Source organism: Parabacteroides sp. CT06 (genome assembly GCF_002257605.1).
In the GTDB taxonomy this organism is placed as follows: domain Bacteria; phylum Bacteroidota; class Bacteroidia; order Bacteroidales; family Tannerellaceae; genus Parabacteroides; species Parabacteroides distasonis.
Window position 1 is genome coordinate 1,884,270 of sequence record NZ_CP022754.1, and the last position, 23,220, is coordinate 1,907,489.

Consider the following 23,220-nt stretch of genomic DNA (forward strand, 5'->3'; position numbering starts at 1 on the left):
TTTATGAATAAACTAGAATCTACCATCTATAACCTCGTCCGTAAAAATCCAGCCTTAAAGCAGTTCGTGCGGAATATGTATCAAGGCATATTTGATTTGCTGCCAAGGAAGAAGGAGTATTTCGCCTCTCCCTATCAATACCGGGAAGGCTTCTTTTTTGGATTTCACGATGTCACGCCTTTTTCTTTTGATGAGACCAAGCTATTGGCGAATCAAAATAGGTTGGATTTACGTATGCCTTTACCGTCTGATGGACTGGATGTCGGATATTTTGATTTGGAACAAGGCACTATAAAAGACTTTCATAGAGTGGATACTTCTTACGCATGGAATTATCATAAAGGATGCAGGCTGCAATGGTTGGATAAGAACCGGATGATTTATAATACGGCGATAGCGAATCGGCTTGTGTCTAAGATTCATGATTTATCGACAGGGGAATACCAAGTAATAGACTGCCCGATTGATGCGGTCTATCAAGATGAGCAAAGATCTTTGGCTTCTTCTTTTAGTTATGAGCGCTTGGAGCGTTGTATGCCCGGGTATGGTTATCCTTATCGGGATGGAGGGAAATTGGATGATCCGGCACCTAAAGATAGCGGTTTGTTCTTGGTGGATTTAAAGGAGAATACTTCAGAGTTGCTTATCTCTTTGTCTGAATTGGCACAGATGGAAGATGAATCCTATAGGCAGGGCTATATGCATTTTGTAACCCATTCGGAGTTCTCGAAAGACGGTCGGTATCTTTCTTTCTTATACCGGAAAATACCAATCGATGGGGATTATATGAGGCGGCATACCAAGATCATGGTTTATGATTTGCGTGATCGGCGACTTATTACCTTACCTACTCAAGAGTCCGGTTCTCATTATGTATGGAATAACAGGAATCAATTGATAGCGTCTTGCATTATAAATGGTAACAGTTGTCATGTATTGTATGACATGAAAGATGTAGATCATTATCAAATAATAGCAGGGGATGTGTTGAATTCGGATGGTCATCAGTCCTTTATCTCGGATACGTCTTTTGTGGCGGATACTTATCCGGATAAATATAGGATGGCAAAAATCTATAAGGCTGATATCAATACTCAAAGTGCGGATTTGTTGCTAAGTATCTATTCTCCCAAAGAGTTTCAAACGAAAGATTTTAAATGCCATATAGCTTGCGATTTACATCCCAGAGTATCCCCTTCTGGAAAGTACCTATGCTTTGATTCGCCTCGTACTGGAAAACGGGGGTTGTATATAATGCCATTGTTGGTACCGGCTATGTAGGCAAGGTGTCTTATACGATAAAAATCAAGAAGAATATTTGTGGCCTAGCTAAAAGTAAGTATATTTGTGGTGGTAACTATCGTGCGATGGCTGTAAATCAATATGATCGATCGTATGATAATATGTTTATTTTGTACAACAATGAGGAAGGACGATATATTATATTCTCTTAGGGCTTTGATAAAGCAAGTGATGCCAGCTGGAACAAAGGTTTTTTTGTTTGGTTCGCAAGCCCGTGGAGATGTCCATGATGAATCGGATTGGGATATTCTAATATTGTTGGACAAGGAAAAGATAACCTCTGCGGATTTTGATACCTATGCCTATCCTTTAATCGACCTAGGATGGCAATTTGGCGAATATTTTAGCACTAAGTTATATACCTTTACTGAATGGATGAAACGTAAAGGTACTCCTTTTTTCAAGAATGTGGAATTAGATGGTATAGAACTATGAATCTAACAGATGAAGAACGGGAAGCCCTTGTTATAGCAAGAAAGGCTAGAGCTTTTGATACTTGGGAGGAAACCAAAGGGATCGTAGAGTGTGGTTATTGGCATGCGGCCGCTAATAGAATGTATTATGCTTGTTATTATATGACCACGGCACTGTTAATTAAAAATGGCTTTCAGGCTTCTACGCATTCAGGAGTGATTCGTTTATTAGGTCTTCATTTTGTAAGTACAGGAATAATCAGTAAAGACTTGGGACGTTTTTATAGTAAACTATTTGAGTTGAGACAAAGTGGGGATTATGATGATTGGATTGTGATCGATGCCAATGAGATTCTTCCCTTGATGGATTCTGTTGATAATTATTTGAATACCTTGCTTTCGTTGATAGAGGGAAAAGCATGAGGCTATCCTTGTCTTCTTTGCCGTAAATAGTTTAAAAAATTGAATATCGCATATCATTTGGCTTGGTATGCGTAATATACGTATACCAAAACTTGACTTCTCTATAGATTTCCTGAAATATATAATCTTATAACTTATGAATATCGCAATTATCGGCACCGGCTACGTAGGCCTGGTGTCCGGGACTTGTTTTGCCGAGATGGGGGTTGATGTCACTTGCGTGGATGTCAACCGGGAGAAAATAAATGGCTTGTTGGAGGGGAATATCCCGATTTATGAGCCGGGGTTGGAAGAGATGGTATTGCGTAATTCCAAGGAAGGCAGACTTCATTTTACGACGGATCTGGCCTCTTGTCTGGATAACGTGGATATCGTTTTTAGCGCCGTGGGTACGCCACCGGACGAGGATGGTAGCGCCGACCTGCGTTATGTGTTGGAGGTGGCTCGTACGTTTGGCCAATATATTAAGAAATATACGGTATTGGTAACCAAGAGTACGGTTCCCGTGGGTACGGCACGGAAGGTAAAGGCTGCGATTCAAGAGGAGTTGAGTAAACGTGGGATGGATATCCCCTTTGATGTGGCCTCGAATCCGGAGTTCTTGAAGGAGGGTGCGGCCATCAAGGATTTCATGAGTCCGGACCGGGTAGTGGTCGGTGTGGAGTCGGAGAGGGCGAAGGAGATGATGAGCAAGCTCTATCGTCCGTTTCTCCTGAATAATTTCCGGGTGATCTTTACGGATATTCTCTCGGCGGAGATGATTAAGTATGCGGCAAATTCCATGTTGGCTACTCGTATCTCGTTCATGAATGATATAGCGAATCTTTGCGAGTTGGTTGGCGCTGACGTGAATATGGTCCGGAAGGGGATCGGTTCGGACAGTCGAATCGGTAATAAATTCTTGTATCCGGGATGTGGCTATGGAGGCAGTTGCTTTCCGAAGGATGTGAAGGCTCTTATCAAGACGGCGGAAAAGAATGGTTATCCGATGGGAGTGCTAAAGGCCGTGGAGGAGGTGAATGAACGTCAGAAGACGATCCTTTATACGAAGCTTAGAAAACATTTTGACTCTTTGGAGGGGAGAACGATCGCTCTCTGGGGCTTGTCTTTCAAGCCGGAGACGGATGATATGCGTGAGGCTACCTCTTTGGTGATGATTGATCTTTTACGGAAAGCGGGTGCCGTGGTCAAGGTATTTGATCCTGTGGCGATAGGCGAGTGCAAACGTAGAGTTGCTGATCGGGTTGTTTACGCGAAGGATATGTATGAGGCGGTAATCGATGCAGACGCATTGTTGTTGTTGACCGAGTGGAAACAGTTTCGCTTGCCAAGTTGGGCCGTGATCAAGAAAGTAATGAGGCAACCTTTGCTGCTGGATGGTCGCAATATCTATGACGCGAAGGAATTGGGTGAGCTAGGCTTTACCTATGAATGCATCGGAAAATAGTTATGGATAATTTCGGTTTGGTCTCCATTATTACTCCTTCTTATAATTCTTCGTCTTTTATAGCGGAAACCATTGAGTCGATTCTTTCTCAGACTTATCTTAATTGGGAACTGTTGATTACCGACGATTGCTCTACGGATCGTTCTGTTGAGATCATAGAGCGGTATATTCAAAGGGATTCCCGTATTAAGTTGTTCCGGTTAGAAAAGAATTGTGGGGCGGGTGTTTGCCGGAATCGCTCTATCTCGGAGGCCAAAGGACGATTTATCGCTTTTTGCGATAGTGATGATCGATGGCGTCCGGAGAAGCTGGAGAAACAGTTGGCTTTTATGCGAGAGAAGGATTGTGCCTTATCTTATACCTCGTATATGACTTGCGACGAGAGTGGCAAGATTTCCAGCATTGTTATCGGAAAAAGAAGAGAGACCTATTTTTCTATGCGGTGTGATAATAGAATTGGCTGTCTGACCGCAGTTTATGATACGGAGAAAGTGGGAAAAGTATTTATGCCGGAATTACGTAAGCGGCAAGATTGGGGATTATGGCTTACCATACTCAGGCGTTGTGAGGTCGCTTACGGCTTGAAAGAGCCGTTGGCGATTTACCGGATTCACTCAAATTCGATCTCAAGGAATAAGGGGGCTCTTATGAAGTATAATATAAGTGTTTATAAAACGGTTCTCGGATACTCCCCGATGGCTTCGTATCTGTATTTCTTTATTCTGTTTTTACCTTCTTATTTTTCTAAGAAAGTATTCTTGAGGTTAGTAAATAGATAATTTGGAAACAGCTTTATTCGATATAACACGGCCTTGTCATGACTGACTTGTGCCGTGTTTTTTTATTTACTTGATCATTGCAATGATATTCTTCCCAAGTATGATCCCAAGGAAGACCGCTATCAAACCAAGGATATTACTGGCAAGTACATTGAGTAGTGCCATCTTGTATTCTCCGGTACGCATAAGTACCATCGTGTCGAGAGCGAAAGAAGAGAAAGTCGTGAAACCACCGAAAAGACCAGTGAATAGGAAAGCTCTTGTATTGATAGAAAAATTATAGGCTTCCGCTATACTCCAGCAGAAGCCGATTAAAAAGGAGCCAATCACATTGACCGACAAGATACCAAAAGGAAAGGAGTAAAGCATCGATCGTTGCACCCACGTGGAAACTCCGAACCGTAGCGCAGATCCGATAGCTCCTCCTATTATTAAAAGAAAAACCTTTATCATAATTAACCTAGTGTGTTTCCCCCGGGCTAGGTTAAGGCCCGGGGAGATGGTAAATGATTTAGGTTTTCAATTTAATTGGCCGACTCAAACTGTCTCAAGAAACGAACATCGTTTTCCGAGAACATGCGTAAGTCTTTTACTTGGTATTTCAAATTGGTAATACGCTCGATACCCATTCCCAACGCATAGCCTGAATAAACCTTGCTATCGATACCGCAGTTCTCAAGCACGTTCGGGTCTACCATACCGCAACCGAGGATCTCTACCCAACCGGTTCCTTTACAGAAGGGGCAACCCTTACCTCCACAAATGTTGCAGGAGATATCCATCTCGGCGGATGGCTCCGTGAACGGGAAGTAAGAAGGACGCAAGCGAATTTTTGTATCCGGACTGAACATTTCCTTGGCGAAGAACAACAAGGCTTGTTTCAAGTCGGCGAATGAGACATTCTTATCTACATATAACGCTTCTACTTGATGGAAGAAACAGTGAGCACGATAAGAGATAGCCTCATTACGATATACACGTCCCGGACAGATGATACGGATAGGCGGTTCTTGCTTTTCCATTACTCGGGTCTGTACGGAAGAAGTATGTGTGCGAAGCAATACATCCGGGTTATGCTGGATAAAGAACGTATCTTGCATATCGCGGGCAGGATGGTCCTCGGCGAAATTCAAGGAAGAGAAGACATGCCAATCGTCCTCGATTTCCGGTCCCTCAGCGATGCTGAATCCTAACCGTCCGAATATATCGCAAATTTCTTTCTTTACAAGTGATAGAGGATGACGAGTGCCTAGTTCGATCGGGTAAGCCGTACGAGTCAAATCGATATCATCGTTTGCGGTCTGTACATTCTCAAAGCTTTCTTTTAATTCGTTGATCTTGCTCTGGGTTGTTTCCTTTAGTTCGTTCAAGTATTTGCCAACCTCACGTTTTTGATCAGCCGCTACATTACGGAAATCATTCATCAACGCCGATATCTCGCCTTTTTTGCTGAGATACTTTATACGTAAAGCTTCTAGTTCCTCGGCATTTGCCGCTTTCATATTCTCTACTTCTTGAAGCAGAGCCTTAATTTTATCGAGCATTTCTAATCACACTTTGTATTTGTCATGCAAAAGTACGCCTTTCTTTTGAAACCGCAAGGGATTCGTAAGGTTTTTTAGTTAAATGTAAGCGCAGACACTTAGGTGTCTTGTTTTATATATTAAAGTATTTATATATCTTCGCAGCATAATCAAACTATAAATTAATTAATGGAAATAGTCATTATTATTGGCCTTATCTTACTGAATGGAATTCTTGCGATGTCGGAAATCGCCTTGGTCTCGGCCCGGAAGGCTAGGTTGGAAACCGAAGCGAAACGTGGTAATAAATCTGCAGGCACTGCTTTGAAGCTGGCAAATGAGCCGGATAAGTTTCTCTCAACCATCCAGATCGGAATTACTTTGATCGGTATCTTGACAGGTTTGTACTCTGGCGAGGCGTTAGCTCATAATTTCGCTGTTATAATAGCGCAAATACCGGCCCTAGAACCGTATGCGTTGGGGATCGCTAAAACGACGATCGTTATTATCGTGACGTATCTTACACTTATATTCGGAGAGTTGGTACCGAAGCGGATCGGCATGGGGTGTGCCGAGAAGGTCTCTATGTTAGTTGCTAAACCCATGAATTTTCTTTCCTTGATATCCTCTCCTTTTGTTTGGCTACTTTCAAAGAGTACGGCGTTGGCTGTGAAGATGACGGGCGTGGATACGAAAGAGGAAAATAGGGTAACAGAGGAAGAAATCAAGGCGATCGTGAAAGAGGGCTTTGACGGTGGCGAGGTGCAAGAGGTAGAGCAGGACATCGTAGAGCGGGTCTTTAATCTGGGAGACCGTAACGTGGGTTCTATCATGACGCATCGTAGCGAGCTGGTTTGGCTGGATGTGACGGATAGTACGGAGAAGATTCGGGAGAAAGTGGAGGAGAACTTATTTAATATATATCCCGTGGCTTCGGAGAAGTTCGATAATATAGTAGGAGTCGTTTATCTGAAAGATTTGTTCGGAAGGATCGACCAACCGGATTTCTCGATCAACCAAGTACTTCGCCCGGCACAGTTCGTTCCCGAGAACCAGAGCGTATATAATGCATTGGAATCTTTCAAGCAGACACACGTGAAATATGGACTCGTTACGGATGAGTTTGGAGGCATTCAAGGTATCGTAACCTTGAAGGATATTATGGAAGGCTTAATCGGGCAAGTACCGGAAGTCGGAGAGGAGTCCGAGATCATACAACGTGAGGATGGTACTTGGTTGGTGGACGGCCAATATTCTTTCTATGATTTCTTGGAATATTTCGACATGGAGGATTTGTATGCCGAGCATGATTATAATACCTTGAGCGGCTTGATCCTAGAGATATTGGAGCGTGTACCGAAGACGGGTGAGAAATTAAAGTGGCTGGACTTTGAGTTTGAGATCGTAGATATGGATGGCGCCCGGATCGATAAGGTTTTGGTCAAGTACTTGAAAAATGGGTAAAATGTCTTTTTAGAAGAGTACGCCGAGTGAGATACTCATCACGTTCGTTCGCTTGTCAATATTGATATCATAATTAATCTCGGGAACCGGGTTGTTGACTTTCTCGAAATCGGATTCCACTTGATTCAATCCGAACTCATAGACAAAGTCGAAGAATAGCCGTCCGATGCTAACCCCTACGCCCGTAGCGATATTGACTCCGAACGGGGTGTTGTCATTCACGTATTCTACGTGCGTGGTGGAAGACTCTACCGTATAGGCGATCTTATAGTTGTATTTTAATTTGGGGCCGACCATAAGGCTAAGTCCGTAAGGCCCTTTCTTCACTAGGTTATAGCCTACCATTATGGGAACCTCTAAGGAACTGGTTTTCATCATCAAGAGGTCGGTAGTTGCCGATGTATTGGACATCATATTATTTTCCGGCAAACTTTGAGGTATGGAAAAACGGATATTTCCCTCAGAACGATGCCATGAGAAACTAGGCTGGAGGAGGAACCGTTCGATATTGACCCGGCAAAAGACCGCGGCCAGATAACCTACCTTATATTCGATGTCTATATTCTCCGCTTCCTTCCCATTGATGGAAAGGGAGTTTATGACTGGGAAAGTGGCGTTGAATCCCACTTTGGCTCCAAAGTTGAATGCCTTGTCCTCGAAACGCATGAAGCTCTGGGCTTCTGCTAACAGACCGAAAGATAGCAACGCTCCTATAAGGTAGACTTTTTTCATACCGTTATTTTTTCTTTTTCACGGACCAGCCGAATTTACCGACAAATTCACCTAACCCGTAATACTTACCATGCGAGTAAGCCAAAAGATCCGCTTTCTGCATATCAAAAGCCCCTGTCTGTGGGTCTAGATATCGGTCGTCGGCCTGTACGTTTACGACATCAGCGATAAACATATCATGACTTCCGAGAGCGATGACCTCTTTTACCCGGCATTCGATACAAAGCGGAGACTCGTCTATCGTAGGGGCGTTAACGACGGTCGCTTTTCCGGGAGTGAGCTTCATCTCCTCGAATTTATGATGGTCTTTCCCTGAGTTTACCCCGCACCAATCCGTGGCGTAGGCCAGCTCACGATTCGTCAAGTTGATGACGAATTCCATATTCTTCTTCAAGATCGGATAAGAGAATCGTTCCGGACGTACGGATATATAACACATCGCCGGATTCGTACAAATCGTACCTACCCATGCGACTGTTATTATATTGTACTCGGAAGGCTCATTCCCACAACTCACCATTACGGCTGGCAATGGATAGATCATGGTTCCCGGTTTCCAATCGTGCTTCATATAAAATGCAGTTTTTACAATTGCGAGTTGAGAATTGAGAATTAGCTCCATAAAGGTCTTTGACTTTCAATTCTCAATTCTCAACTTTCAATTATTTAATGATAATGTCTTCTTTATTAATCTTACGTTCGCAATAATGACATTTAATGGTTCCCTTCTCCTTGTCGATCACGTGGAAGCGGGAAAGCATCGGCTCATTATTGGTGATACATTTCGGATTGTTACATTTGACCAAGCCAATCAGCTCGTCGGGTAAAGTAACCGTCTTCTTCTCTACAACCTCATAATCACGGATAATGTTCAATATAATATTCGGGGCGATCATGGCGATACGGTTGATCTCGTCCTCCTCGAAAAATTTGTCGGCGATCTTGATCATACCCTTGCATCCCATCTTGTTGCTATGGAAATTATTGCCGATCGTGATCGTATTGTTCATTTTCTCCAGTCCCAGTAAAGAGGCTACCTTGAATAATTGGCTGGGAGGAATATGGTCTATGGCGGTACCGTTCTCTAAAGCGGCTACCTGCAACTCTTTTTTCTTTTCTGCTGACATAAAACTTCGTTTTTATTCGTCGATAGATATACCTAAAACTTCGCAAATGATAGCTTGGCGTGCGAACAGCCCGTTGCGTGCCTGCTGGATGTAATAAGCCTTTGGATTGTCATCTACATCGTAAGCGATCTCGTTCACACGGGGTAGCGGATGTAAGATACGCAGGTTCTCACGGCTGTTTCTCAGCATGTCGTTACGCAGGATATACACGTTCTTTACCCGCTCGTACTCTTCCAAGTCTGTGAAACGCTCACGTTGTACACGGGTCATATAAAGGATATCCGTCTGGTTGATGATATCTTCCGTGAAATCGGTATGCTCCTCGTATTTGAGCCCGTGCTTGTCGCAGAAGTTCTTTTGCTCGTCCGGCATGCGCAGCTCGTTCGGCGCGACGAAGTGGAAGGTCGGATGGAAGTGAGACATTCCCACGATCAAGGAGTGAACCGTACGGCCATACTTCAAATCGCCGACCATCGTGATGGTGAGGTTATCCAGTTTGCCTTGTGTCTTGCGGATGGAATACAGGTCCAGCATGGTTTGCGAGGGATGTTGGTTCGCCCCGTCACCAGCGTTGATGATAGGGACATCCGTCACCTCAGAAGCATAGCGGGCAGCTCCTTCCAGATGATGTCTCATAATGATCAAGTCCACGTAATTGCTTACCATCAAGATCGTATCTTTCAAGGTCTCGCCCTTGGAGGAACTAGTCGTGGAAGCGTCCGAGAAACCGATCACCCGTCCACCTAAACGGTTTACGGCTGTCTCGAAACTCAGTCTCGTACGTGTAGAGGGCTCGAAGAACAGGGTGGCGGCGACTTTGCCTTCCAGTAATTTCCGGTTCGGATTTTCCTCAAACTTCCTTGCGTTATCCAGAATACGAAGAATGTCCTCTTTGGAACATTGATCGATAGAAACTAAACTTTTACTTTTCATAGGTTGTGTATATTCTGTCTTATGTACGCGAATGTATAAAAAAAGCGGAGACCGAAGGGCCTCCGCTTTATATTTTATTTTAAGAAATCAACTAGACTTGCCGGAAGATAGAATGTGTTATTTTTATCGACATAAACGACGACAGAGTTTAACCGTATCTCATCTTGGCCTTTCTTCCCGGACTTCACGATGTTGGAGAACGGGGTGATCGTTAGCTGTTTTTTCTTATCTTTCTTGTTCTTAACGATCAAGGTTGGAGAACCTTTCTCGTCGGCGGCAGGGACGATCTCGCAAGTGTAATCCTCGAATACGTCCGCGTGGCGTGCGAAGTTCTTGCTTGTAAGATCTTCCAAGTTTCCGTGTGTCAATCCGAACAAATTGCATAAGTACTCATTCAGCTCGATGTTCGTATTCATACCTAGGGGTAAGGTTCCTTGCGGATGGTAAGCGGCTAGGAATACTTCCTCGCCCGTATGACCGCCGGTCGTGAAACCGAAGCAAGTGCGGGAAGTGATGATATGCGCCATCAATCCGGTTAACGAGCCACTGTACATGGAGGAATTATCTTCCGGTTTGCGTTGGTCTTCTGGTATCGGGCTGTTCTTGTAGTCCTTGCAATTGTTCAACGCGTTCATCTCTTCCGGAGTCAGCTCGAAGCCGGCGTAGGTGCGGAATACGTTTTGCACTTCTGAGTTAGGAACGCTGTTTACCTTGTTGGCGAAACCCTCGGCTGTCAATTTATACAGGGAGAATTGGTGGAACAATTGGTCTTTCGTCAATTTATCGTAACCTTTACAATCTTTTCTACCTAAGCTGATACCGCTGTTTCCGTGGTCGGGTACGATGACAACGGCAGTCTCGCCATTATTGCGTGCGAACTCCAATGCGGCACCGCAGGCACGATCGAATGCCAAGAAATCGGTAGCCATACCTACCGGGTCATTTCCATGAGCGGCCCAGTCTACCTTACTGCCTTCTACCATTAAGAAGAAGCCATTCGGGTTCTTGGATAATTTGTCGATCGCCTTACGAGTCATTTCCTCGATAGAAGGTTGCTCTTCCGGATTGCGGTCGATATCGTAAGCCATTTCCTTGTTGCCATATAAAGCCCACATCTTCTGATTATTATCGGCACGCATACCTTTCAAGTCATTTTTATAAACATTGTATCCGTTCGCCAATAGATAATCTTCCATATCCTTTGTAAGGATAGAAACTCCACCACCGATAACGACATCGATATCATTATGAACCATCTGCGGAGCGATCCAGTCGTATTTACCACGGTTGTAGCTATGAGCGGAGCAGTCCGCCGGGGTAGCGTGCGGGAATTCGCAAGTGAAAACCAATCCCGTGGCTTTGCCCTGCAACATCTTTCCAGCCTCCAATACGGTGGTAAGCGGTTGGAAGGCACGGGCCGGGTCGGTCGGGTAGATATCGTTATCACCGTCGTTCTCCGGGTAAGTGGATACATAACCCGTACGGCTCGGCTGTCCGGTCATGTAGCATGATGTAGTAGGAGCGGAGTCGCCGATAGGGGCGTTAGAAGAATGCGTACGCACCGTTCCGCACAAATACGGGTCGATGTTCAATTTCGGTTTGCTGGGATCTTGGTACCATTGCAACCAACGGGCGATAGAGATAGTCGCCAATGAGGTTCCGTCCGGGATTAAAAGGATCACGTTCTTGACAGGCTTCACGTTCTCCTTTTCCACGGCATTGGCCGGCATGATGATAATAGCCAGCAAAAGCAGAAAAGCTAATGTTTTTTTCATGTGCTTTAATTTAATAATGTATAACAAATTCTTCTATTAAATCCTAATTTCCAAGTGGGATGATCTCCTCGTTGAACCGTGTCAACTTCTCCACGCCCGTCTCCGTTACAAGGAAACTGTTCTCGATACCCACGGCACCGACACCCGGGATCACGAATTTGGGCTCCAAGGCGAACACCATATTCGGTAAAAGCTCCTCTTTCGAGCGAGGGGTAAGCACAGGTAGCTCATTGATCTGTATACCGATGCCATGTCCTACGAATTTAGCCTGTTGCTCGGTTCCCATAAAGTTAGCCGAAAGACCTTCTTTCTTAGCGATATTCGCCGCTATATTATATAAATCCGAACAAGCGGTTCCCGGGCGGGTAGCGTTTTCTACCTCCTGCTGTATCGTAAGGGCCACTTGATGCGCCCGATAAGCTTCCTCCGTCAGGCGGCCTACGGAGAAGACACGGGTCATGTCCGTCATATAAGCCGTATAATTGCCGGCCATATCCACCATGATAGCGGTACCTTCTTTTAATAAAGTACCGTTAGCGCCCAGCGGACAAGAAGCGTCTATGCCGCCTCCACCCAAAGCGAAATCAAAAGGGGATGGGGTCTCGGCGTTTTCCCCGGCGAGAATACTGCCCATATAGATATCCATATTGGCTCCGAAAGCACGGAAAAGACCGATCGAGCCGTTCTTGCGCATACGTTTCTCGATCTCGTACTGAAACTCCAAGTCTGTCATACCGGGACGGAAACATTCCGGGATCTCGCTATAAGTAGCCTCATGCTTGCGGGCGGCGATACGGAATTGCCCGATCTCCCAAGGGGTTTTTACCCGGCGAAGGTTTCGCATGAAAGCGGTGGCGTTACCGGCCTCCTCCGGTTGGAATACCTTTTGTAAACGGATATATTCATTATAAGTTAACTCATCTGCCTCTAATAAGAGTCTTTTCGGCATCTTAATTCCTCGTTCCGCAAATAAGGTTGGGATGTCTTCCGGCTTACGGATGTATTCCACTTGATGTCCTGAAAGCCCGTTCGGTCGCTTGATCAGGAACCACGGCTCACCGTCTACCGGCAAATAAAAATAACCACTATAGATTTGTCCTGTCGTATAATAAAGATTTACATCTACGGTAAGCAAACAGGCATCCATACCCATCTTTGCCATACCATCTCTCATCCGATCCCATTTTATCTTTAGGTCGTTCTTCAATTCTTCTGAAATCATCTTCCTTTGTATTACTTTTATTTTGTACCGGGCATCAAAGGTAACAAGAATTTACGAGATTTAAGTGGATTTGAGGTGAATAAAGTATTACAAACGCATATATGCGAATATACGGTTGAATAGGGAAATCTTCTTATGAATAAAGATAATCGTATCTGTATCTATTCCTTGATTCTCGTCGTGAATCCTATAAACCACGGCGTGGTCTTTACAGATCATGGCGTGGTTTACAAAGACCACGCCGTGGTTTGTAGAATAGAAGTAGATCCGATATAGAATATATAAGTATTCAGCTGATTATTCTTGCGGAACAGATAGGGTATTCGATACTATTGGACCGGGATCTTGATAACCACCTTCCGGATATTCCCTTGGCCGATACCCGGGGCGTGCCCGTCTTCCGGGAAATAAATGGCGAATTGTCCGGGATAGATTTTCGTATAGGCGGTAGGTTTGTCGATATAAAAGGCGATATCTTGCTCCTCGTTGTATGGAACGGACTCCTCTAGTAATTGATCTCCCGGTTTCCATCCGATTTTCTCTACGCCCAATAAGGGGAATTGGATATCGATAAATTTCTTGTGGGTCTCGATGGCCGCTTCCGACTTCTCCTTTCCGAAGAGGCTGGCGATGCTAACCGTGAAACCAGCGTCCGCTATATCGTATTTACCATCTTCCATTTTTGAAAAATCAGTAGACTTAACATAGTCAAAAGCCTGCTTAAACAGCGGATGGATACATTCGATCCGCTTAGAGTTCTCAAGTGAGTCTAGAATCATATTGTTATTAAGTTTTAGTAATTGGTTTGAAAATTCTTACAAATGTCGGGTATTTCCCTGTTAAATAATAGTCATATTTCTCAAATAAATCTATTAAGTTCCTGGGTTTCTTAACGTACGTAAATACTGTTTCGTAAAGTTTGCAATCTGGTTGCAATCATATTTATCGTATCTTTGTTATTCATTTATATATAACTAAACAGGTGATACGATCTATGAAAGATTTGGAGACAATTATATTACCGGTTCTCGAGATGAGTTGCGCTGTATGTGCCAATAACGTAGAGAATACGGTGAAGGGACTTCCCGGCGTGGAAGAGGCATCGGTGAATTTCGCGGCGAATACGCTTTCCGTCAAATACCATCCATCCTTGATTACTCCTCAGAAAATGAGAGAGGCCGTGCAGGAGGCCGGATACGATTTGGTCGTGGAGGTAGAGGATCCGACGGCGGTACAGGAAGAGATGGCACGAGAGCATTACCGGAAGCTACGCCGGAATACGATCGGGGCGTGGGTACTTTCCATTCCGCTGGCCCTGCTGGGAATGGTGTTTATGCATACGCCCGGCGGTAACTGGATCATGATGGCACTGGCCTTGGTGATTATGATCGTGTTCGGGCGGTCGTTCTACGTGAACGGCGTGCGCCATGCGTTGCACGGTAGCGCCAATATGGATACATTGGTGGCGTTGAGTACCTCGATCGCTTTCCTGTTCAGTTTCTTCAATACCGTATATCCGCGGTTCTGGTATGAGAAAGGATTGGAGCCGCATGTTTATTATGAGGCATCCGGCGTGATCATAGCGTTCGTTCTGTTGGGTAAACTTCTGGAGGAGCGGGCGAAGAACAGCACTTCTTCCGCTATCAAGAGCTTGATGGGATTGCAGCCTAAAACCGCCCGTCGTGTGCGAGATGGTCAGGAGGAAGAGGTCTCTATCTCGTTCTTGCGGGTGGGAGATCTTGTCAGTGTCCGTCCCGGTGAGAAGATCCCGGTGGACGGCACGGTGTCTCAAGGTTCCTCTTCCGTGGATGAGAGCATGTTGAGTGGCGAGCCGATTCCTGTCGTGAAATCACAAGGCGACCGGGTCTTGGCCGGGACGATCAACCAAAAGGGCGCTTTCTTGATGGAGGCGACCGGAGTGGGGAGCGCTACCGTATTATCACAAATCGTACAGATGGTACAAGCCGCTCAAGGAAGTAAGGCGCCCGTGCAGCGTATCGTTGATAAAATAAGTGGTATATTTGTACCGATCGTTGTCGGATTGGCGATACTTACTTTTATCGTCTGGCTGGTAGTAGGAGGAAGCGGGTACTTCTCGTACGCTCTCTTATCGGCGGTATCGGTATTGGTGATCGCTTGCCCTTGCGCGTTGGGACTTGCTACGCCAACTGCCTTGATGGTCGGGATGGGTAAAGGCGCCGAGCATCATATATTGATCAAAGACGCTTTTGCCTTGGAAAACCTTTGTAAGGTGGATACCGTCGTGCTGGATAAGACCGGGACCTTGACCGAGGGCGTGCCCGAGGTGACAGACTCTTTCTGGATATCGGAGGCGAGCCGGGATATGCTGGATATCCTTTATACCGCCGAGATGAAGTCTGAGCATCCTTTGGCGTCCGCTATCCTCTCATGGTTGAAAGGAACGGAGGCTGCGGAGATCGACGCTGATAGTTTCGAGAGCGTAACGGGGCGTGGTATCCAAATGCAGGTACATGGCGTGACGTATTGGGTAGGAAGCAAAGGCTTTTTGGAAACCTTCAAGGCGATGGTTCCGCCCGAGGCTGGGCGGGAAATCATCCGGTGGGAAGAGGATGGCAAGAGTATCGTTTATTATGGTTGGGAATCGGAATTGCTTGCGGTCATGGCTATTTCGGATCGGTTGAAACCTACGTCGGGAGAGGCGGTAGAGGCCTTGAAAGAAATGGGTATCGAGGTTCATTTATTGACCGGCGATGGGAAACGGACCGCCGAGACCGTTGCGGCCATGCTGGATATCCGTCATTATAAGGCGGATGTCTTGCCGAGCGATAAGGAGGAGTATATCCGTTCCTTGCAAGCCGCCGGAAGGAAAGTGGCTATGGTGGGGGATGGTATCAACGACTCGCAAGCCTTGGCCCGTGCGGATGTGAGCATTGCGATGGGTAAGGGAACGGATATCGCCATGGATGTGGCGATGGTCACGTTGATTACTTCGGATTTGATGTTATTGCCGGATGCGATCCGCTTGTCGAAACGTACGGTTCGCTCGATCCACCAGAATTTATTCTGGGCATTTATCTATAACTTGATCGGAATCCCATTGGCGGCGGGGGTCTTATTCCCGGTGAACGGATTGTTACTGAACCCGATGTTGGCGAGTGCTGCGATGGCTTTCAGTTCCGTGTCGGTGGTATTAAATAGCTTACGGTTGAAATGGAGTAAACTTTAAATAATAAGTAGAGATATGGCAACATTAAAATTTAAGACAAACGCTAAATGTGGCGGATGCGTGGCGGCTATCGGCGCTAAATTGAATAAATTAGTAAAAGAGGACGCATGGTCGATCGACTTGAAATCCCCGGATAAAACATTGACTATAACAACCGATCTTCCGGCGGAGACAATTCTTTCCGCCGTATCGGAGGCCGGTTTCAAGGCTAGCGCCTTGTAGTCGTAGCGATCGGATGGATGAGAAAACAAAGACAGACTCATGGTGAGGAAGTAGCGAATGTGCTTACGCATGGTGCGGGCATGTTGTTCGGCTTAACGGCGATTGTCGTCTTGATGATCGCCGGGATTCGTACAGGTGATCCGTGGGTGATCGGTAGTTTCGCCGTTTATGCGTTGTGCATGACTTCCTCGTATGTGACCTCTACCTTTTACCACGCCGCTTCCGATCCCAAGCGGAAATGCCAGTTGCGCCGTTGGGATCATAGCGCTATTTATTTGCATATCGCGGGTACTTATACGCCATTTACCTTGGTGGCTCTCCGCGACGAGGGTTTCTGGGGCTGGGGATTATTTATTACGGTTTGGCTGGCAGCGGTTATCGGCGTATGGTTTAGCTTCCGTCGGATGAAGAAAAAGGATAATCTGAAAACGGTTTGTTATCTGCTGATGAGCTGGGTGGTGATTATCGCTTTCAAACCATTGATCGATGTTTTCCAGCGTACGGATTCGATGTATGTCTTATATTGGTTGATCGGAGGAGGCTTGTTCTATTCCTTAGGAACGATTTTTTTCTTTCTGGATAAATATAAATATATGCATTCCGCATGGCATTTATTCGTTCTCGGGGGAACGGTTTGCCATTTTATAGCGATCTATAATTTGGTGTAAGGAAAAATAAAGAAGCCGGAACTGTGTTTAGCGGTTCCGGCTTCTTTTATTCTTGTTCTTCCGGATGTTGTTTCTTGTATTTATAATCCGCTAAAATCAACCCCATTGAAAAGCAAGGAAGGGATTCGCCAGCTGGAGGATAGGCGGGGGTCGTTTCCGACTTCCGCTAGGTTACTCCATAGGGAGAGCATATTACCCGTGGCGTTCATCTCGGAGATCGGTTGGGATAGCTTGCCTCTCTCGATCAAGAAACCTTCCACACCATACGAGAAATCGCCGGTCGTGCTATTGCAGTTTCCACCGTTGAAGCCGGTCACCAATATACCTTTGTCGATAGAGGCGATCAATCCGTCCAGATCCTTATCACCATTCCGCATGGTAAGAATCGAGGGAGAGCCGATCGTTTGTTCCATGCCCATCTTGTTGGCGGAATACGTATCGATATAATACGTTTTCAATATACCCTGCTCGAATACCGGAAGACGTTTCGTGGCAACACCCTCGCTATCGAAATAACGTGCGCCGGAAGCCTTTACCAAATGAGGCTCATCTATCAAGGTCATCTTGTCGCTCGCTACCTTTTGGTCGATCTTATCCAACAAGAAAGAGTTCTTTTGCTGGATGGAGGAACCATAAATGGCTCCGATTACTGGAGAAAGCAGACGACTGGAGTTCATGTTATCCACGATCATGGTATATTTACCGGACGCCACTTTCCGCTGTCCCAGTTTTCGAAGCACCCGTTCCAGCGCTTTCGTACCGATACCGGTCTTCACCAGCTCGTCATAATACAAGGAAGAGTCGTACCAATAAGACTCGGGACGGGCGTCACCCTCCCCACGGATGCTGACACTCCCCACCAAGCCATAAGAGGAACCAGAAGCCTCGCCTTCGAAACCGTTGCTGGCTACCATGTACTTAAAGTCCTTTTCGTCGCTGTAGGAAGCGTTGGCGGAGATGATCCGGTCGTCCTTGCCCATGATTTCCTCACAGACGCTCATGGCCAACGCTACCTTGTCGTCCGGTTGCACGGAGTCGAAATTCGGGTCGACCAATCGCAAGTCCGCCGCCCCACCTTTATAATACAAGGAAGCGTCCGGCAGCGTGCGAGCCTTGTCCTCGGCGAGGAAACGAGTGGCGGAGATACCATCCTTGATGAACTTCTCCAGCTCTTTCTTATCCAAGCGATTGGTAGAGTAGGAGCCGTAACGGCCGTCCACGAACAAATGAACCACCATGCTGTTCTCGGACGCCTGTTGCAGACGGTCTATTTTCATATCCCGTATCTCAAACGAACTGCTGGAACCATTGTAAAGCGTGACACGTGAAGACTGACAACCATTCTTCAAGGCATATTCCATGGCCCATTGAGCCAATTTCTTATTTTCGTTTGTTATCATATTAGTTTTCTCCTCCTACTGTAAGTTTGCTGACTAAGGCCGACGGCATACCGCAGGTTACCGGGCAAGACTGTCCATCCTTACCGCAGGTCCATGTGCCGTTATCCATTTTATAATTATTACCCACCATCGTGATATCCGCCAACGCTTTCGGGCCGTTACCGATGATATTGATATCCTTGATAGGTTGGGTGAGCTTGCCGTTCTCGATCAAGTAACCATCCTTCACGAAGAAGGTAAAATCGCCTGCGCCAATCTGTACCTGCCCGTTCGTGAAGTTGGCGGCATAGATACCTTTCTTTACGGTAGAGATGATCTCCTCTTCCGTCACGTTGCCCGCTTCCATATAAGTGGCACGCATACGGGGGATAGGCGTCTGACGGAAAGACTCCCGGCGGCCATTGCCCGTAGAGGGGATGCCGTAATGTTTTGCGCTGATACGATCGTGCAGATAACTGGTCAAGACTCCCTCCCGTACGATATAGGTTTTTTGTCCGTCCACACCCTCGTCATCGATATTGACCGAGCCCCGGTTGAAAGGAATCGTGCCGTCGTCCACCACGTTGATATGCTCGTTGCAAACTTTCTTGTTCAGCTGATCGGAGAAAATAGAGGTGTTCTTACGGTTGAAATCCGCCTCGAAAGCATGGCCGATCGCCTCGTGCAATAAGATGCCAGAGCCACCGGCACCCATGACAACAGGCATTTCCCCGCCTTTTGGCTTGATCGCCTGAAATAAGATAGAGGTCTTATCCACTGCCTCTTGGGCAAGCTCGTTGATCAGGTCGTCCGTCAGGAATTCCGCTCCCATACGAAAAGCCCGTGCGGCGTACGAGTTCTCGATCTTCCCGTTATCCTCCATGATGCAGACGGCGCTCAAGGCGCTCATCGGGCGATAATCGTAATAAATCTGCCCTTCCGAGTTACAGAATAAGATATGAGAGGTCGTGTCTCCCAAAGAGGCCATCACCTTGGTGACCCGCTTGTCCTTTGCGAATATCTGATCGTTCAGTTTCTGCAAGAAAGGCATCTTGTCATTAATGGCTATCTCGTCCCAAGGTGTTTGTACGTTATAGAAATTGTTCGTACACGCTTTTTCCGTCAGGTTTATTGCGGTGGTGTTCGCCGATCCGGTGGCGATCCGTGCGGCCGTGCGAGCCGCCTTCAGCATCTCGTCTAAGGTAACGTTCTCTACGTAGGCGTATCCCGTTTGGTCACCAGCCAAGACTCGTACGCCCATCCCAAAATCGATGTTGGATGAGGCACGGTTTACGGCACCATCCTGCAACCCCACGTTGTTCCTGTATGAATGCTCGAAAAACAAATCGGCATAATCCCCGCCTTTCTCCAAGGCTGCCGCCAATACCTTCCTCAAATCCCCCTCACTCACCTTGAAATAATTCATAGCGAATGAAATACCGGCTGCTTTATCCCCCTCACTACCGGTGCAACTTCCTAGTAAGGAAGGAGCCGCTAATGTTCCAAGCATAACCATACCTCCTGTTTTAATGAAATCACGTCTGTTAATATTCATGTTGTTGTTGTTTAGCCCAATCCATCACGTTTGCGGGTGGACGTTGATTCAATAATTCTTTTTTCATAAAGTCCATGTAAGGAGCTACATGCTTGAAGAATTTCTTGTATCCCTTACATAGATAATTTAGTCCCGGCTCTCCATTCGGCGTATGGAGAAACCGGTTTTTCGGGCACTCTCCATGGCAAGCGAAAAGATATTCGCATTCCTTGCATTGCGTAGGGAGCTTATCTTCTTTATCCGTTCCAAACTTTTGTTGTACCGGACTGTACATCATCTCCGTTAATGTCTTTGTTTGGATATTCCCGAGTTTGTATTCCGGGAATACGAAATGGTCGCAAGCATATACGTCGCCATTGAACTCCATTACCCCGGCGTGACCGCAATGGCGAGCCAAGGAGCAGACCCCGGGTTGTTCGCCTACCCAGTTCGCCAAGGTGGAATCGAATAATTGGATGTAGAACTTGCCGACATCCTCTTTTAGCCACTCGTCGAACAAGGCGCAAAGGAAATCCCCCCATTTCTCGCTATCTACCGAGAACGGAGCTAGCTCGATCGCTGCGTCTTGCTCCTCGGGAGAAGATAGCTTGGTGCCTTCCTTGTGCCGGCCGATACGCTCCACGATCGGGGCGAATTGGATGAAACGGCAATCCAGTTCCTTGAAGAAATTATAGAATTCCAGCGGATAATCCACGTTATAATCATTCACGACGGCCATGGCGTTATACTCTACCCCATGTTTTTTCAGCAACTCGATTCCCTTCATCACCTTATAGAAAGAGGGGAGTCCCTGCCGGTTCCTACGGTATTCGTCGTGGAACTCTTGTGGGCCATCGATAGATACACCCACCAAGAAATTATTTTCCTTGAAAAATTGGCACCACTCATCATTCAATAGGGTACCATTGGTTTGGATACAGTTATCTATTTGCCGTCCTCCCGCATACTTACGCTGCAACTCCAAGGCTTTTTTATAGAAGCTGATCGGCCGCATCAGCGTCTCGCCTCCATGCCATGTAAACAAGACTTCTTGCATGGTTTGGCATTCCATGTATTCCTTGATGAACTTCTCGAGTATCTGATCTGTCATGATGTGATTCTTTACATCCGGATAGAACTTGCTTTTCTCAAGGTAATAACAATACTCGCATGCCAAATTACAAACAGAACCAATCGGTTTCAACATGATGTAGACCGGCTTAGCGAAAGGGGAAATATAGGAACTATTCATGGTATATTATTAGATGTTACATTTCTATTTCAACTCGAACTCGCTAAGTACAATTTTTTGTTTTAGTTCGCTGAACGTTTGATCGGACTTAGTCAGTGTACGGAAGGTATATTTATCCCCGTATGTGGAAAGTACCTTTTCCATCTCATTTTCTCCGATCAAGAAATAACCTTTGGCGGGTGTTTCTTTATCGAAGTCATGGAAGATATTTCCCATATAGAAGTTTAACCCGTACAGATTCCGATAAATCCGAAGGTTATTTACGACATATACATTCTTTTTATTCAATGGATATTCTTTCAGGATACGTTCAGCGAAAACACGGCAAGAATCCCCTTCACGAATACCTCTCATAATGACACCATCAATTAATAAATTAACCGAGAATGTCAAGGCTATCGTAGCGTAGAGAATCTTGATATTTATTTTCTTGAACATCTGGTAATAGACCGTTCCTAATATCAATAGATTTATGAAGATAATACAGATCGTAAGCGTGCTGGGATGAACCAATACTTTTGATACCATTCGTACCATGTCCAAGGTCGATGCGTTTTGTGTATATTGACCGACGATACCAACAGGATCAATAATACCGAATACCGTAAGCAAGATCGCTATCATGACGACACTTACTACGGAAGCTAAAAAGGCAGCGAATACCCGAGTTACTTTCGTACGGTATTCTGTAATATATAAGGCATACTGAGCCAAGAACAAGGCAATGAACGGATAAGCCGGCATTAAATATACGCTTCGTTTACTGGAAGGGATCGAATAGAAGAAAAGGATGCCGATTAAAGCAACCAAACTAAATAAACGAACTTTTTCCATGGAGCGGATACGTTTCCACGTATTCTTTAAGATCTCTTTAATAGGTTGCTCAGGCTTGCTAAGTTTCAGCCCGAATAAAGAGAAGAAAAAGAAAATAGTCCAAGGTATAAAGCCTGCCGCCAACGTCATGAAATTGTACCAAACACCATTCTCATGCCCCAGATCATAGGAAATTTCAGGAGTGTTTAGGTGTAAGAAACGAGCGAAATTCTCCGCTAATACGACATTAAGGAACTCATCTCCCCCCTGCTTCCATGCGGCGGTATACCACAACATCGGTAGGAATAAAGAGGAAATTCCCGCATATAATAAAGTCTTGAATATGGTGAGATAACTGTATTGACCTAACATTAATAGATAAATGCCGAATACGAATAGGGGCAATACTACGCCTACCGGTCCTTTGGTCAGAACGGCGCATCCTAATAATAAAGGTATGAATATGGGAAGTCCTTTCAGCTCTAATTTATCTTCCCATCGATATAGCTGGAAAAGCCCTATGACGATGAAAGTAGTGAGCAACATATCCACCCGAGTCGTCATGGCCGCCCGATGTATCTCTACGCAGGTGACCAATAGGAGGGTCGCTATGAATGCCTCCTGAAACTTTACGATTCGTTTACCGAAAAAGACCAATACGAACCCGATCAAGGTAATAAAGGCTAAAGCCGATGGCAAGCGGGAGGTGAACTCGGAAACATATCCCTGTGGATAGGAGAAAGCAGCCATTAACCAATGCGCCATCGGTGGCTTAAAAGCGAACTCGTTGGCGTAGGATTGTGGCAAGACCCAATTGCCCGTCTCGAGCATGGAGATCGCTACGGCCGCTTCCCGGGGTTCCCCTTTGGTGGAGAAGTCGCCGAGGCCGATCCAAGGTAACACAGATATAATACAGATTACTACCATCATGGTTACCGGCTTTTGCAAGTAAAGATATTGAAGTGTAGGTGTACGCATATGACAATTAATATATAGGGCTTTGG

General features: G+C 45.8%; 23 protein-coding genes. 10 read left to right on the plus strand and 13 right to left on the minus strand.

Going from position 1 to position 23,220, the window contains the following annotated elements:
• The first annotated feature begins 3 nt into the window (after positions 1-3).
• The 5 genes from CI960_RS08190 (at position 4) to CI960_RS08210 (ending at position 4,364) form a co-directional block, all read left to right on the plus strand.
• Positions 4-1,281 (plus strand): hypothetical protein, encoded by a 1,278-nt coding sequence (locus CI960_RS08190; protein ID WP_005857334.1) that lies wholly within the window; start codon positions 4-6, stop codon positions 1,279-1,281.
• Positions 1,282-1,422: 141 nt separating this feature from the next.
• Positions 1,423-1,737 carry a nucleotidyltransferase domain-containing protein gene (locus CI960_RS08195; protein WP_008778387.1) on the plus strand — a complete coding sequence of 105 codons (315 nt, stop codon included), beginning with the start codon at positions 1,423-1,425 and terminating at the stop codon, positions 1,735-1,737.
• Positions 1,734-2,138: a HEPN domain-containing protein gene (locus CI960_RS08200; RefSeq protein WP_005857332.1), complete on the plus strand. Its 405-nt coding sequence runs from the start codon at positions 1,734-1,736 to the stop codon at positions 2,136-2,138. The genes CI960_RS08195 and CI960_RS08200 overlap by 4 nt, the downstream gene beginning before the upstream one ends.
• Before the next feature lie 136 nt (positions 2,139-2,274).
• Complete coding sequence (locus CI960_RS08205; RefSeq protein WP_005857331.1) at positions 2,275-3,585, plus strand: UDP-glucose/GDP-mannose dehydrogenase family protein; 1,311 nt, start codon at positions 2,275-2,277, stop codon at positions 3,583-3,585.
• Between the two features lie 2 nt (positions 3,586-3,587).
• Positions 3,588-4,364: a glycosyltransferase gene (locus CI960_RS08210; protein ID WP_005857330.1), complete on the plus strand. Its 777-nt coding sequence runs from the start codon at positions 3,588-3,590 to the stop codon at positions 4,362-4,364.
• 66 nt (positions 4,365-4,430) lie between these two features.
• Here CI960_RS08210 and crcB read toward each other — a convergent pair whose 3' ends face one another.
• Together crcB and pheS are read right to left on the minus strand one after the other, a co-directional pair.
• Positions 4,431-4,817 carry a fluoride efflux transporter CrcB gene (gene crcB, locus CI960_RS08215; protein WP_008772297.1) on the minus strand — a complete coding sequence of 129 codons (387 nt, stop codon included), beginning with the start codon at positions 4,815-4,817 and terminating at the stop codon, positions 4,431-4,433.
• 71 nt (positions 4,818-4,888) lie between these two features.
• The gene (gene pheS, locus CI960_RS08220) at positions 4,889-5,908 is read right to left on the minus strand and encodes a phenylalanine--tRNA ligase subunit alpha (protein ID WP_005857329.1); all 1,020 of its coding nucleotides are present in this window, start codon (positions 5,906-5,908) and stop codon (positions 4,889-4,891) included.
• A 168-nt stretch (positions 5,909-6,076) separates the two neighbouring features.
• Here pheS and CI960_RS08225 point away from each other — a divergent pair, with 168 nt between their 5' ends.
• Positions 6,077-7,351 carry a hemolysin family protein gene (locus CI960_RS08225; protein WP_005857328.1) on the plus strand — a complete coding sequence of 425 codons (1,275 nt, stop codon included), beginning with the start codon at positions 6,077-6,079 and terminating at the stop codon, positions 7,349-7,351.
• 9 nt (positions 7,352-7,360) lie between these two features.
• On the opposite strand, the gene CI960_RS08230 is transcribed toward CI960_RS08225, so the two are convergent.
• The 6 genes from CI960_RS08230 to CI960_RS08255 form a co-directional block, all read right to left on the minus strand.
• Positions 7,361-8,083: a porin family protein gene (locus tag CI960_RS08230; protein WP_094582321.1), complete on the minus strand. Its 723-nt coding sequence runs from the start codon at positions 8,081-8,083 to the stop codon at positions 7,361-7,363.
• A gap of 4 nt (positions 8,084-8,087) precedes the next feature.
• A complete protein-coding gene (locus CI960_RS08235; RefSeq protein WP_005857326.1) occupies positions 8,088-8,654 on the minus strand; it encodes a flavin reductase family protein in 567 nt (188 codons plus the stop codon).
• Positions 8,655-8,745: 91 nt separating this feature from the next.
• A complete protein-coding gene (pyrI, locus tag CI960_RS08240) occupies positions 8,746-9,210 on the minus strand; it encodes an aspartate carbamoyltransferase regulatory subunit (RefSeq protein WP_005857324.1) in 465 nt (154 codons plus the stop codon).
• A gap of 12 nt (positions 9,211-9,222) precedes the next feature.
• On the minus strand, positions 9,223-10,143 hold the full coding sequence (pyrB, locus tag CI960_RS08245) for an aspartate carbamoyltransferase (protein WP_005857322.1): 921 nt from the start codon (positions 10,141-10,143) through the stop codon (positions 9,223-9,225).
• Positions 10,144-10,217: 74 nt separating this feature from the next.
• A complete protein-coding gene (locus CI960_RS08250; RefSeq protein ID WP_005857320.1) occupies positions 10,218-11,918 on the minus strand; it encodes an alkaline phosphatase in 1,701 nt (566 codons plus the stop codon).
• 43 nt (positions 11,919-11,961) lie between these two features.
• On the minus strand, positions 11,962-13,140 hold the full coding sequence (locus CI960_RS08255) for a Xaa-Pro peptidase family protein (protein WP_005857318.1): 1,179 nt from the start codon (positions 13,138-13,140) through the stop codon (positions 11,962-11,964).
• 135 nt (positions 13,141-13,275) lie between these two features.
• Here CI960_RS08255 and CI960_RS23375 point away from each other — a divergent pair, with 135 nt between their 5' ends.
• Positions 13,276-13,416: a hypothetical protein gene (locus tag CI960_RS23375; protein ID WP_005857316.1), complete on the plus strand. Its 141-nt coding sequence runs from the start codon at positions 13,276-13,278 to the stop codon at positions 13,414-13,416.
• A gap of 53 nt (positions 13,417-13,469) precedes the next feature.
• On the opposite strand, the gene CI960_RS08260 is transcribed toward CI960_RS23375, so the two are convergent.
• Positions 13,470-13,919, minus strand: coding sequence for a YhcH/YjgK/YiaL family protein (locus CI960_RS08260; protein WP_005857314.1), 450 nt, complete (start codon positions 13,917-13,919; stop codon positions 13,470-13,472).
• A 215-nt stretch (positions 13,920-14,134) separates the two neighbouring features.
• Here CI960_RS08260 and CI960_RS08265 point away from each other — a divergent pair, with 215 nt between their 5' ends.
• From CI960_RS08265 to CI960_RS08275, 3 genes are read left to right on the plus strand one after another with little or no spacing between them, the layout of a single operon-like run.
• Positions 14,135-16,348: a cation-translocating P-type ATPase gene (locus CI960_RS08265; protein ID WP_005857312.1), complete on the plus strand. Its 2,214-nt coding sequence runs from the start codon at positions 14,135-14,137 to the stop codon at positions 16,346-16,348.
• Between the two features lie 15 nt (positions 16,349-16,363).
• Positions 16,364-16,570, plus strand: a complete 207-nt coding sequence (locus CI960_RS08270; protein ID WP_005857310.1) for a heavy-metal-associated domain-containing protein — start codon at positions 16,364-16,366, stop codon at positions 16,568-16,570.
• A gap of 17 nt (positions 16,571-16,587) precedes the next feature.
• A complete protein-coding gene (locus CI960_RS08275; protein WP_005857308.1) occupies positions 16,588-17,238 on the plus strand; it encodes a hemolysin III family protein in 651 nt (216 codons plus the stop codon).
• Positions 17,239-17,318: 80 nt separating this feature from the next.
• On the opposite strand, the gene CI960_RS08280 is transcribed toward CI960_RS08275, so the two are convergent.
• Genes CI960_RS08280 through CI960_RS08295 form a run of 4 tightly spaced genes read right to left on the minus strand, consistent with a single transcriptional unit; the run spans position 17,319 to position 23,194 of the window.
• Complete coding sequence (locus tag CI960_RS08280) at positions 17,319-18,638, minus strand: TldD/PmbA family protein (RefSeq protein ID WP_005857306.1); 1,320 nt, start codon at positions 18,636-18,638, stop codon at positions 17,319-17,321.
• Position 18,639: 1 nt separating this feature from the next.
• A complete protein-coding gene (locus CI960_RS08285; RefSeq protein WP_036628722.1) occupies positions 18,640-20,172 on the minus strand; it encodes a TldD/PmbA family protein in 1,533 nt (510 codons plus the stop codon).
• Entirely contained in the window at positions 20,162-21,403 is a 1,242-nt protein-coding gene (locus CI960_RS08290) for an anaerobic sulfatase-maturation protein (protein ID WP_005857302.1), read from the minus strand. The genes CI960_RS08285 and CI960_RS08290 overlap by 11 nt, the downstream gene beginning before the upstream one ends.
• A gap of 24 nt (positions 21,404-21,427) precedes the next feature.
• Entirely contained in the window at positions 21,428-23,194 is a 1,767-nt protein-coding gene (locus CI960_RS08295; RefSeq protein WP_005857300.1) for a glycosyltransferase family 39 protein, read from the minus strand.
• Positions 23,195-23,220 lie beyond the last annotated feature (26 nt).

What these genes read in the sequence shown, in the direction of transcription:
- CI960_RS08295 (WP_005857300.1), bottom strand. Translation starts at nt 23,194, where the DNA reads ATGCGTACACCTACACTTCAATATCTTTACTTGCAAAAGCCGGTAACC.
- CI960_RS08225 (WP_005857328.1), top strand. Translation starts at nt 6,077, where the DNA reads ATGGAAATAGTCATTATTATTGGCCTTATCTTACTGAATGGAATTCTT.
- CI960_RS08285 (WP_036628722.1), bottom strand. Translation starts at nt 20,172, where the DNA reads ATGAATATTAACAGACGTGATTTCATTAAAACAGGAGGTATGGTTATG.
- CI960_RS08200 (WP_005857332.1), top strand. Translation starts at nt 1,734, where the DNA reads ATGAATCTAACAGATGAAGAACGGGAAGCCCTTGTTATAGCAAGAAAG.
- CI960_RS08260 (WP_005857314.1), bottom strand. Translation starts at nt 13,919, where the DNA reads ATGATTCTAGACTCACTTGAGAACTCTAAGCGGATCGAATGTATCCAT.
- pyrB (WP_005857322.1), bottom strand. Translation starts at nt 10,143, where the DNA reads ATGAAAAGTAAAAGTTTAGTTTCTATCGATCAATGTTCCAAAGAGGAC.
- CI960_RS08275 (WP_005857308.1), top strand. Translation starts at nt 16,588, where the DNA reads ATGAGAAAACAAAGACAGACTCATGGTGAGGAAGTAGCGAATGTGCTT.
- CI960_RS08255 (WP_005857318.1), bottom strand. Translation starts at nt 13,140, where the DNA reads ATGATTTCAGAAGAATTGAAGAACGACCTAAAGATAAAATGGGATCGG.
- CI960_RS08210 (WP_005857330.1), top strand. Translation starts at nt 3,588, where the DNA reads ATGGATAATTTCGGTTTGGTCTCCATTATTACTCCTTCTTATAATTCT.
- CI960_RS08205 (WP_005857331.1), top strand. Translation starts at nt 2,275, where the DNA reads ATGAATATCGCAATTATCGGCACCGGCTACGTAGGCCTGGTGTCCGGG.
- CI960_RS08195 (WP_008778387.1), top strand. Translation starts at nt 1,423, where the DNA reads ATGAGGAAGGACGATATATTATATTCTCTTAGGGCTTTGATAAAGCAA.
- crcB (WP_008772297.1), bottom strand. Translation starts at nt 4,817, where the DNA reads ATGATAAAGGTTTTTCTTTTAATAATAGGAGGAGCTATCGGATCTGCG.
- CI960_RS08230 (WP_094582321.1), bottom strand. Translation starts at nt 8,083, where the DNA reads ATGAAAAAAGTCTACCTTATAGGAGCGTTGCTATCTTTCGGTCTGTTA.
- CI960_RS08270 (WP_005857310.1), top strand. Translation starts at nt 16,364, where the DNA reads ATGGCAACATTAAAATTTAAGACAAACGCTAAATGTGGCGGATGCGTG.
- CI960_RS08190 (WP_005857334.1), top strand. Translation starts at nt 4, where the DNA reads ATGAATAAACTAGAATCTACCATCTATAACCTCGTCCGTAAAAATCCA.
- CI960_RS23375 (WP_005857316.1), top strand. Translation starts at nt 13,276, where the DNA reads ATGAATAAAGATAATCGTATCTGTATCTATTCCTTGATTCTCGTCGTG.
- pyrI (WP_005857324.1), bottom strand. Translation starts at nt 9,210, where the DNA reads ATGTCAGCAGAAAAGAAAAAAGAGTTGCAGGTAGCCGCTTTAGAGAAC.
- CI960_RS08290 (WP_005857302.1), bottom strand. Translation starts at nt 21,403, where the DNA reads ATGAATAGTTCCTATATTTCCCCTTTCGCTAAGCCGGTCTACATCATG.
- CI960_RS08250 (WP_005857320.1), bottom strand. Translation starts at nt 11,918, where the DNA reads ATGAAAAAAACATTAGCTTTTCTGCTTTTGCTGGCTATTATCATCATG.
- CI960_RS08265 (WP_005857312.1), top strand. Translation starts at nt 14,135, where the DNA reads ATGAAAGATTTGGAGACAATTATATTACCGGTTCTCGAGATGAGTTGC.
- CI960_RS08235 (WP_005857326.1), bottom strand. Translation starts at nt 8,654, where the DNA reads ATGAAGCACGATTGGAAACCGGGAACCATGATCTATCCATTGCCAGCC.
- pheS (WP_005857329.1), bottom strand. Translation starts at nt 5,908, where the DNA reads ATGCTCGATAAAATTAAGGCTCTGCTTCAAGAAGTAGAGAATATGAAA.
- CI960_RS08280 (WP_005857306.1), bottom strand. Translation starts at nt 18,638, where the DNA reads ATGATAACAAACGAAAATAAGAAATTGGCTCAATGGGCCATGGAATAT.